Source organism: Streptomyces sp. MB09-01 (assembly GCF_033794505.1).
GTDB lineage: Bacteria > Actinomycetota > Actinomycetes > Streptomycetales > Streptomycetaceae > Streptomyces.
On the sequence record NZ_JARAYQ010000508.1, the window covers coordinates 1 to 2,336 of the forward strand.

Here is a 2,336-nt window from a genome sequence, read left to right on the forward strand (position 1 = left end):
GCTCTGGGGGTGGGCGACCACGTCGAAGGCGCTGGGGGAGTTGAGGAGGGTGGCGAGGTAGGCGCCCTCGGCGGTGGTGAGGTTGCTGACGTCCTTGCCGTAGTAGGCCTGGGCGGCGGCCTGGATGCCGTAGGCGTTGCGGCCGAAGTAGCTGGTGTTCAGGTAGCCCTCGAGGATGTAGTCCTTCGACTTCTCGCGGCCGAGTTTGATCGCGATGAAGAACTCCTTGACCTTGCGTTTGATCGTCTGTTCCTGGCCCAGGTAGTAGTTCTTGACGTACTGCTGAGTGATGGTGGAGCCGGACTGGGTGCCCTTGCCGGTCGCGGTGTTCCAGGCGGCGCGGAGCATCGCCTTGGGGTCCACCGCCCGTTCGGAGTGGAAGTCCCGGTCCTCGGCGGCCAGTACGGCCTCCTGCACGGTCCGCGGGATCTGGAAGAGCGGCACGTTGACGCGGTTGACCTCGCCGTCGCGGGCGATCTGGGAGCCGTCGGAGTAGAGGTAGACGTTGGACTGGGCGGTGGCGGCGGCGTTGGCCGGCGGGATGTCGACCAGCAGGTAGCCGGCCGCGAGGGCGCCGCCGATCAGCAGGGCCAGGAGCAGCACGGCGCCCAGGACCATGCGCCAGGTGGGGATCAGGCGCCGCCGGCCGGTCCGCGTCCTGCGCGGCCTCTTCCCCGGGGCGGGCGGCCGGGGTTGCGGCTCGGGCTGCGGTTGCTGCCGGGCTTCTGGTTGCCGGTCTCCCGGTTGCTGCCGGGGCCGCTGGTTCGCCCGTGGTTGCCGTGCTTCGGGCGGGGTGTCCGGGTCGCGAGGGGTCCAGCCCGGGGGTGGTGACTGGTCGCTCATCTCCAGGACTCCTCGACGCCGTTCGAAATATCCACTTCTGTACCTCATGGTGTCTACCCGATGGCCGGTGATTCCGCTCCGGACGGGCGTAAATCGGTCGCGTGGATCGCCCCTCCGCACTAAGCTCGCGCGCTTTGGCCGACGTAGGAACGACGTGGAAAACGGAGGGATACGGTGCGCCGGAGAGTGCGTCTCTACCTGGCGGTCGCGGCAGGGGGGTTCAGGCGGTACGCCACCTACGGGACGGCGACCGCGGCCGGTGTCTTCACCAACACCACGTTCGGCTTCATCGTCGCGTACACGTACATCGCGCTGTGGGACGAGCGTCCGGGGCTCGGCGGCTACGACCAGGCGCAGGCCCTGACCTTCGTGTGGGTGAGCCAGTCGCTCCTCGCCGCAGGGGCGTTGATCGGCGGCGGCTTCCAGGAGGAGATCCAGGAGCGGGTGCGCACGGGCGACATCGCCGTCGACCTGTACCGGCCGGCGGACCTTCAGATGTGGTGGCTCGCGGCCGACATGGGCCGGGCGGCCTTCCAGCTGCTGGGGCGCGGGCTGGTCCCGCTGGTGGCGGGAGCGCTGGCGTTCCAGCTGGCGCTGCCCGCCGATCCGCTGCGCTGGCTGCTGTTCCTGCTCTCCGTCGCGCTCGGGCTGGTGGTGAGTTTCGCGTTGCGCTACCTGCTGGGGCTGCTGGCCTTCTGGCTGATGGACGGGTCCGGGATCAACCTGATGGCCACCGTCGTCTCGATCTTCTTCTCCGGGATGCTGCTGCCGCTGACCGTCTTCCCGGGCGGCTTCGGCGAGTTCGTGCGGGTCCTGCCGTGGGCGGCGATGCTGCAGGTTCCGATGGACGTCCTGCTGGGCAAGCACGCGGGGGCCGGGGGCGCGGCCGAGGCGCTGGGGTTCCAGGCCGGGTGGGCGCTCGTACTGCTGGGCGCCGGGCGGCTGATGCAGTCGGCGGCGACGCGGAAGGTGGTGGTCCAGGGTGGCTGAGGCGAAGGCGGTGGAGGCGGTGGAGACGGCGGGGGCAGTGGCGGCCGGGGCCGTCGCGGCGGCGCCGGGGCGGGATGTGACGCCCCTGGGCGCCGGTCCGCGCGGCGGGCGCGATCGCGTACGGGAGGTCCGGGAGGGGCTGCGCGGCTACGGGCTGATCGTGGCGATGTGGATCCGGTCGACGATGACGTACCGGACGTCCTTCGCGCTGTCGGCCTTCGGGAACGCGGCGATCACCCTCCTCGACTTCGTCGCGATCTTCATCATGTTCTCCCACGTGGACGTCCTCGGCGGCTTCACGCTGCCCGAGATCGCCCTCCTGTACGGGTCCTGCTCGGCCTCCCTGGGCCTGGCGGACCTGCTGATGGGGAACACCGACCGGATCGGCGCCCGGATCCGGGACGGCTCGCTGGACACGATGCTGGTGCGTCCGGTCCCGGTGCTCGCGCAGGTGGCGGCGGACCGGTTCGCGCTGCGCCGGCTGGGGCGGGTCGTGCAGGGGC

Annotated in this window: 3 protein-coding genes; 2 read left to right on the forward strand and 1 reads right to left on the reverse strand. The window is 70.8% G+C overall.

Going from position 1 to position 2,336, the window contains the following annotated elements; all coding sequences use genetic code 11:
* Nucleotides 1-843: biosynthetic peptidoglycan transglycosylase (locus PV721_RS42965; RefSeq protein WP_319734265.1), on the reverse strand; the 843-nt coding region annotated here is incomplete at its 3' end.
* A 186-nt stretch (nt 844-1,029) separates the two neighbouring features.
* Here PV721_RS42965 and PV721_RS42970 point away from each other — a divergent pair.
* Together PV721_RS42970 and PV721_RS42975 are read left to right on the forward strand one after the other, a co-directional pair.
* On the forward strand, nt 1,030-1,833 hold the full coding sequence (locus PV721_RS42970) for an ABC transporter permease (RefSeq protein ID WP_319734266.1): 804 nt from the start codon (nt 1,030-1,032) through the stop codon (nt 1,831-1,833).
* A 76-nt stretch (nt 1,834-1,909) separates the two neighbouring features.
* Nucleotides 1,910-2,336: ABC-2 family transporter protein (locus PV721_RS42975; protein ID WP_416371301.1), on the forward strand; the 427-nt coding region annotated here is incomplete at its 3' end.